A 7,547-nucleotide genomic window follows, 5' to 3' on the forward strand; every position below is an offset into this window, starting at 1 on the left:
CGTCGAAGTGATTTTTTTTGATGCAGCTCGCCGTAAATCGATGCCACTTATTTCGATGCGGCTCTGATGGCGCAGCCATCGCGCGCATCGCGAATGCAACTGGCTTGACGCCAAAATAAAAAACGGAGGCAGCCAGAAGCTGCCTCCGTCATGACTGCATCGATTTCGCGCGCGGCGATCAGGATGCCGATTTATTGCTGTTGGCTGCGCTGCCAGTTGTAGTGCCGGCGTCAGGTGCCGCTGGCCCGGTAACCTCGTTCAGCCCGCCTCCCAGCGCCTTGTAGAGATTGACTTCACTGGTCAGCTGATTGAACCGTGCATCGATCAGTGCCTGCTGCGCGTTGAACAGCTGCCGCTGCGCGTCGAGCAGCGTCAGATAGCTATCGACGCCAGTACGGTATCTGCCCTCCGCCAATCTGAAGTAGTCCTGACTGGCTTCGACAAGCCGCTGTTGTGCCTGAAGCTGATCGGTGTAAGTGCCACGCGCGGCCAAACCGTCCGACACCTCGCGGAACGCCGACTGCACGGTCCGTTCGTACGTCGCGACGTTGATGTCCTTCTGGACCTTCGCGTAGTCGAGGCTCGCGCGCAGGCTGCCGGCGGTGAAGATCGGCAGCGTGATCTGCGGCGAGAACAACCACGTACCCGATCCCGCATCGAACAGTCCGGACAACTGGCGGCTGGCCGTGCCGCCCGAAGCGGTCAGCGTGATGCGCGGAAAGAACGCCGCGCGCGCTGCGCCGATATCGGCGTTGGCCGACAGCAGACGATGCTCGGCCGCGAGGATGTCGGGACGGTTCTGCAACAGATCCGACGGCATGCCGGCCGGCACATCGGCGACCAGTTTCTGGTAGAGGCTCAATCCTTCGGGCAGGTCCGCCGGCATGGCCGTGCCGAGCAGCAGCGTCAGCGCATTGGCGTCCTGCGCCACCAGACGCGTATATCGGGCCAGCGATGCACGCGCGTTCTCGACCTGCGTCTGCGACTGGCGCAAGTCCAGACGAGACGCGACGCCTTCCTCGAAGCTGCGGCGCGTCAGGTTGTACGTCCGCTCGTAGGTGCCAAGCGTATCGCGTGTGACCTGCAGTTGCGCCTCGTCGGCGCGCATCGTCAGATAGGCGTTGGCGACGCTGGCCACCAGCGCGATCTGCGTGCTGCGGCGCGCCTCCTCGCTGGCGAAGTATTGCTGAAGCGCGGCGTCGCTCAGGCTGCGCAATCGGCCGAACAGATCGATTTCCCAGGCCGTGGTGCCCAGCGACACGCCGTACTGGCTGCTTATCACGCGCTGCCCCGTGGTGGACAGGTCCGCCGGCACGCGCTGGCGCGTACCTTGGCCGGTCGCGCCGACTTCAGGGAACAAGTCCGCGCGCTGGATGCGGTACTGCGCACGGTACGCTTCGACATTCAGCGCGGCCACACGCAGATCGCGATTGTTTTCCAGCGAAACCTCGATCAGCCTGCGCAGGCGTGGATCGGCAAAGTAATCGCGCCAGCCGAGCTCCACCGCCGGCGCCACTTGCGCGTCGCCGGCCGATCCGCGATAGGCATCGCCCTGCGGATACGCAGCGTCCACCGGCGCAGCCGGCCGCTCATAGGTCGGAATCAGGCTGCAGCCGGTCAATGCCGCTGCCGCGGCCAGGCAAAGTAGTGTCTTTCTCATGCTTGTGCTCCCGTTTCCAGGGAGGACGATCCCGATTTGCGGCGCCGTTCCTTGATCGCGCTGACGACCACGAAGAACAGCGGCACCCAGAAGATGGCCAGAACCGTCGCCGTGATCATGCCGCCGATCACGCCAGTACCGATTGCGTGCTGGCTGCCAGCGCCCGCGCCTTGCGACACGGCCAGCGGGAATACGCCGAGCATGAACGCCAGCGACGTCATGATGATCGGACGCAGCCGCATGCGGCAGGCCTCCACCGCGGCCTCGACAAGCCCCTTGCCCTGGTCGTGCAGGTCCTTGGCAAATTCCACGATCAGAATCGCGTTCTTGGCCGACAGACCCACCGTGGTCAGCAGGCCGACCTGGAAGAACACGTCGTTCGACAAACCGCGCGCGAGCGTGGCGATCAGCGCGCCAATCACACCAAGCGGCACCACCAGCATCACCGAGAACGGAATCGACCAGCTTTCATACAGCGCCGCCAAACACAGGAACACCACCAGCAGCGACAGTGCATAGAGCGCCGGTGCCTGGGCGCCGGACAGCCGTTCCTCGTAGGAAAGCCCAGTCCACGAATACGAAATGCCAGCCGGCATCTGCTTCATGATTTCCTCGACGGCAGCCATCGCCTCGCCGGAACTCTTGCCTGCCGCCGGCTCGCCCAGGATTTCCACCGCCGGCACGCCGTTGTAGCGCTGGAGCTTCGGAGATCCATAGCCCCATTTGCCGGAGGCGAAAGCCGAGAACGGAACCATGTCGCCCTTGTCGTTGCGCACGAACCACTTGTCCAGATCCTCCGGGTTCATCCGCGCATTGGGACGGCCCTGCAGATAGACACGCTTGACGCGGCCGCGGTCGATGAAGTCGTTCACGTAGCTGGAACCCCACGCGATCGACACCGTGCTGTTGATATCGGACACCGAAACACCCAATGCGCGAGCGCGTTCGTCGTCGATGTCCAGCACGTATTGCGGCTCGTCGTTCAGGCCGTTGGGACGCACGCGTTGGAGCGCCGGGCTCTTCGCTGCCAGGCCAAGGAACTTGTTGCGCGCTTCCATCAGCGCGTCGTGGCCAAGGCCGGCCTGGTCCTGCATGTAGAAGTCGAAGCCCGTGGCGTTGCCCAGTTCCTGCACCGCTGGCGGCGCGAACGCAAAGGCCAGCGAATCGCGGAACGTGCTGAACTTGGCTTGCGCGCGCTTGGTCAGGTCGAACACGCTGGTGGCGTCGCCCTCGCGATCCTTGAACGGCTTGAGCAGGATGAACGCGAGACCCGAACTCTGACCGCGACCGGCGAAGTTGAAGCCGTTCACCGTGAACAGCGACTCGACGATCTTGCCTTCGTCGTTCAGCAGGTAGTTGCGCATCTGGTCGAGCACGGCCTGCGTACGCTCTGCCGACGATCCCGGCGGCGTCTGGACCTGGGCATACAACACGCCCTGGTCTTCTTCCGGCAGGAACGACGTTGGAATCCGCGTGAACAGGAATCCCATCGCCACGACGATCAGCACATAGATGATCAGGAACGGCGCGCGGCGTTTCAGGATGCCCACCACGCCGCGCTCATACTTCTGCGTGGACTTGATGAAGCTGCGGTTGAACCAGCCGAAAAAGCCCTGCTTGTGCTCGCCGTGATCGCCTTTCTCGATGGGCTTTAGCATCGTGGCGCACAGCGCCGGGGTCAATATCAACGCCACCAGCACCGACAGCACCATCGCCGAAACGATCGTGATCGAGAACTGGCGATAGATCACCCCGGTCGACCCGCCAAAGAATGCCATCGGCAGGAACACGGCCGACAACACCAGCGCAATGCCAACCAACGCGCCCTGAATCTGCCCCATCGATTTCCGGGCGGCCTCCTTCGGCCCAAGCCCGTCCTCGGACATCACGCGCTCCACGTTCTCGACCACCACGATGGCGTCATCCACCAGCAGGCCGATGGCCAGCACCATCCCGAACATGGTCAGCGTGTTGATCGAATAGCCGAACGCTGCCAGCACCCCGAACGTGCCCAACAGCACCACCGGCACGGCGATCGTCGGGATCAGCGTGGCGCGGAAGTTCTGCAGGAACAGGTACATCACCAGGAACACCAGCACGATGGCTTCGAGCAGGGTCTTGACCACCTCGTGAATGGAATCGGCAATCACCGGCGTGGTGTCATACGGAAACACCACCTTGATCCCCGGCGGGAAAGTCGGCTCGAGCTGATTCAGCGTATTGCGGACATTCTTGACCGTCTCGAGTGCGTTGGCGCCGGAAGCGAGACGGATCGCGATACCGGACGCCGGCCTGCCGTTGTACTGCGCATTGATGGAGTAGTCCTGGCCGCCCAGGCCCACATCGGCCACATCCTTCAGGCGTACTTGCGAGCCATCGGGATTGACCTTCAGGAGGATATTGCCGAACTGTTCCGCGGTCTGAAGGCGCGTCTTGCCGATCACCGTTGCATTGAGCTGCTGGCCCTGCACCGCGGGCAGGCCGCCCAACTGGCCCGAAGCCACCTGCACGTTCTGCGCTTTGATGGCCGTGCTGACATCGAGCGGCGCCAGCTGGTAGCTGTTCAGCTTGGCCGGATCGAGCCAGATCCGCATCGCATATTGCGAGCCGAACACCTGGAAGTCGCCCACACCCGCCGTCCGCGAAATCGGATCCTGCAGGTTCGAGACGATATAGTTCGACAAATCTTCACGCGTGGTGGCCGGATTGGTCGAAATCAGGCCCACGATGATCAGGAAGTTCCGCACCGATTTGGTCACGCGGATACCCTGCTGCTGTACTTCCTGCGGCAACAATGGCGTAGCCAGCGCGAGCTTGTTCTGCACCTGCACCTGCGCGATGTCAGGGTTGGTGCCCTGCTCGAACGTAGCCGTGATCGTCATGCTGCCGTCGGAATTCGATTCCGACGAGATATAGCGCAGACGGTCGAGACCGTTCAGCTGCTGTTCGATCACCTGCACGACCGTATCCTGCACGGTCTGCGCCGAGGCGCCCGGATAGGTCACCGAAATGGCGATGGTGGGCGGCGCGATGGCCGGATATTGCGTCACTGGCAGCGAGCGTATCGACAGCACGCCGGCGAGCATGATCACGAGCGCGATCACCCACGCAAAGATCGGCCGCTCGATAAAGAAATTAGACATGGCGAATCCTCATGCGTCGGCCCCGATCAGGACTTTGCGGCAGGCGCGGATGCGGCTGCGGGTGCGGATGCGGCGGCGGGCGCATCCCCTGCTGCCGCGGCATCGGCTTCAGTTGCCTTGACCTTCACGCCTGGGCGAACAAACTGCAAACCTTCGACGATCACCCGATCGCCTGCTTTCAGACCATCGGTCACCAACCAGCGCGTGCCGATGGTGCGGTCGGTCTTCAGGACGCGCAGTTCCACCTCGTTGTTGGCGTTGACCACCAGCGCAGTCGGCTGGCCCTTGAGGTCACGCGTCACGCCGCGCTGCGGCGCAAGGATGGCCGAGCTCTTGACACCTTCGGCAAGCCGCGCGTGCACGAACATGCCCGGCAGCAGTTCGCTGCGCGGGTTCGGAAACACGGCGCGCAACGTGACCGATCCCGTGCTCTGGTCCACGGCCACTTCGGAAAACTCGAGACGGCCCGCTTCCGCATAGGTGCTGCCGTCTTCCAGCTGGAGCGTCACCTTCGCAGCGTTGGCGCCGGCGCCTTGCAGTTGGCCGTTAGCCAGTTCCTTGCGCAGGCGCAGAATCGACGCGGACGGCTGGGTAACGTCCACATAGATCGGGTCGAGCTGCTGAATCGTGGTCAGTGCTGTGGCCTGGCCATTGGTGACCAAAGCGCCTTCCGTCACCAGCGAGCGGCTGATGCGGCCGGAGATCGGCGCCAGCACCCGGGTGTAGCGCAAATTGATATGCGCCTGATCTACTGCCGCCTTGGCTTGCATGAAGGAAGCCTGGGCTTCTGCGAATTGCTGCTTGCTGACGGCTTCATCGCCGACCAGTCGGCCGTAACGCTCAGCCAGCAGGCGCGACGATTCCAGCGTGGCTTCGGCGCTCTTGGCCGTGGCTTCATAGGTCGACGGATCGATCTGATAAAGCTGCTGACCCTGCTTCACGTCGCTGCCTTCCACGAACAACCGCTTCTGAAGAATGCCGTTGACTTGCGGGCGGACCTCCGCGATCCGGTAAGGCGTCGTACGACCGGGCAAGGAGGTATCGAGCGTGACGCTTTCGTTCTTGAGCGTGACAACTTTCACTTCAGGCGTCTGGGCCGCAGGGGCTTCGTTCTTCTTGCCGCATGCGGCTAGCACCGTTACGGCAATAGCCAGCATGCCTGGAATCAAAGCACGCTTGGCGCGCGTTGCTTGCATAGCGATTTCCTCGAGGATGAAACGGATTAGTTCTTCTTGCGCCTGGCTTCAACCAAGCGGGCTCCACGGCGCGCGTGGACGCAACAGACGTGCCTGCTTCAGGCAAATTTCGGATATCGAATTCAGCGGATTGTCGCCATCGGCCCCTGCTTTCGCCAGATTGCTGGCCTGGAGGAAAACACAATGCCGGACACGCCGCGCGCGCACCCAGCTACAGGTTCATCCTGTCGATGTCCCTGCTCCCCGTACTCGTAACGTCCTGCACATCTTCGTTTATCGGTATTACCGTTCTTCGCGCAATCACGTGTCCGTCTATTGCGAACATCGCAACTGCCGGTCGCAACAATAATCGGTTTTGTCGATTGTTGCTGGCGACAGCCGAAACGGTAATGTCTGCCATCCATGTAGCACCCTGGTACGCCAAGGCATGGCGACAACCCCCTCCTCCAGGCAAGTTGTCGCATTCTGCGGCAATGCAGCATTTGAGCGGACTGCTAACTGTCAGTTCCATATCCAAACCACAGACAGCGTGCCATCGTACCAGCTTGACGATGAATCGTGATCACAGAAATTTGCCTGTAATAACGTGAAATACACGTAATGCAGGGTGGAACTGCTTATTTCTCGGGCAGGTGGGCCGCTCTCCCGGGCTCATGCGCTACGGTCAAAACAGTGTTTTGCGTGAATGAGACAATGTGACATCGTCGGCGAGCCGTTCCGCGAGGTCAATAAAAAAGCCCTCGCTGGTAGCGAGGGCGTGCTGTCCGATAATGGTGCGACGTCTTTTAAATGGTTATCCGGCCGTTGTTCATTCAGGCGCCGTCCAGGAAACGGCTGCGTGGTCCGAGACGACTGCCGAGCATTGGGCCACTCCACCGCATGTCGCCGCGATATGCCGAGGCGCCAACGCGATCGGTCTGAACCGGCTGGGACATGTCAGGTTGATAGGTTTGAGACTGCGGAGCGAGATCGCTGCGCGTGCTCTGGTTGGCGCCTTGCGAGTACGGGTCGAATTTATCGCCGGTACGCGCGCCGCTGGAATACGGATCGTAAGTGCCCGTGGAAGTTGCCGCGCCCTGCGTATAAGGATCGCGCGGAGTGGGCGTCGTTTGGGCAACAGCGCTTGCCGACAAGATCGCAAAAGCACCTGCTGCGAGAAATGTACTTGCTCGATTCAATCGCATAATTACCTCCATGAGACGAAAGGGGCAACCAATTTGCCACCATGGACGTATAGAGAGCGAAAGGCGTGCCGGGGTGAAAAGCACCGCTTAAGACGCAAAATTATGTGTATCGGCCGATAAAATGCCTTGAAAAACGCATTTTCGGTTCGCTTTTACACATGGCGTGTAAAAGCCGATTTTGGGTCTCCGGACTGCCGAGTGGTTGGCGCCGCCCCGAGTAGACTTGAGCTGACGCATCGCCCGCGGCGATGACCAAGCATCGCACGCTGTAAACCAAACCGTTCGCCCAAAAGCAAAACCCCCAAGCTTTTAGGGCTTGGGGGTTTTGGGGATAAGAGCCTGGCGATGACCTACTTTCACACGG

Annotated in this window: 4 protein-coding genes; all 4 read right to left on the reverse strand. The window is 61.5% G+C overall.

The window, feature by feature from the left end; translation table 11 throughout:
- Positions 1-178: 178 nt before the first annotated feature.
- Positions 179-1,660 carry an AdeC/AdeK/OprM family multidrug efflux complex outer membrane factor gene (locus tag AC1RKI_RS21240; protein ID WP_061957111.1) on the reverse strand — a complete coding sequence of 494 codons (1,482 nt, stop codon included), beginning with the start codon at positions 1,658-1,660 and terminating at the stop codon, positions 179-181.
- Positions 1,657-4,803: an efflux RND transporter permease subunit gene (locus AC1RKI_RS21245; protein WP_061957110.1), complete on the reverse strand. Its 3,147-nt coding sequence runs from the start codon at positions 4,801-4,803 to the stop codon at positions 1,657-1,659. Before AC1RKI_RS21245 ends, AC1RKI_RS21240 begins: the two co-directional genes overlap by 4 nt.
- Positions 4,804-4,829: 26 nt before the next feature.
- Positions 4,830-5,999, reverse strand: a complete 1,170-nt coding sequence (locus AC1RKI_RS21250) for an efflux RND transporter periplasmic adaptor subunit (RefSeq protein WP_222156685.1) — start codon at positions 5,997-5,999, stop codon at positions 4,830-4,832.
- A gap of 812 nt (positions 6,000-6,811) precedes the next feature.
- The gene (locus AC1RKI_RS21255; protein WP_150979872.1) at positions 6,812-7,183 is read right to left on the reverse strand and encodes an endonuclease; all 372 of its coding nucleotides are present in this window, start codon (positions 7,181-7,183) and stop codon (positions 6,812-6,814) included.
- Between the last annotated feature and the right edge of the window lie 364 nt (positions 7,184-7,547).

This window comes from Cupriavidus sp. GW822-FHT06G04, assembly GCF_058799075.1.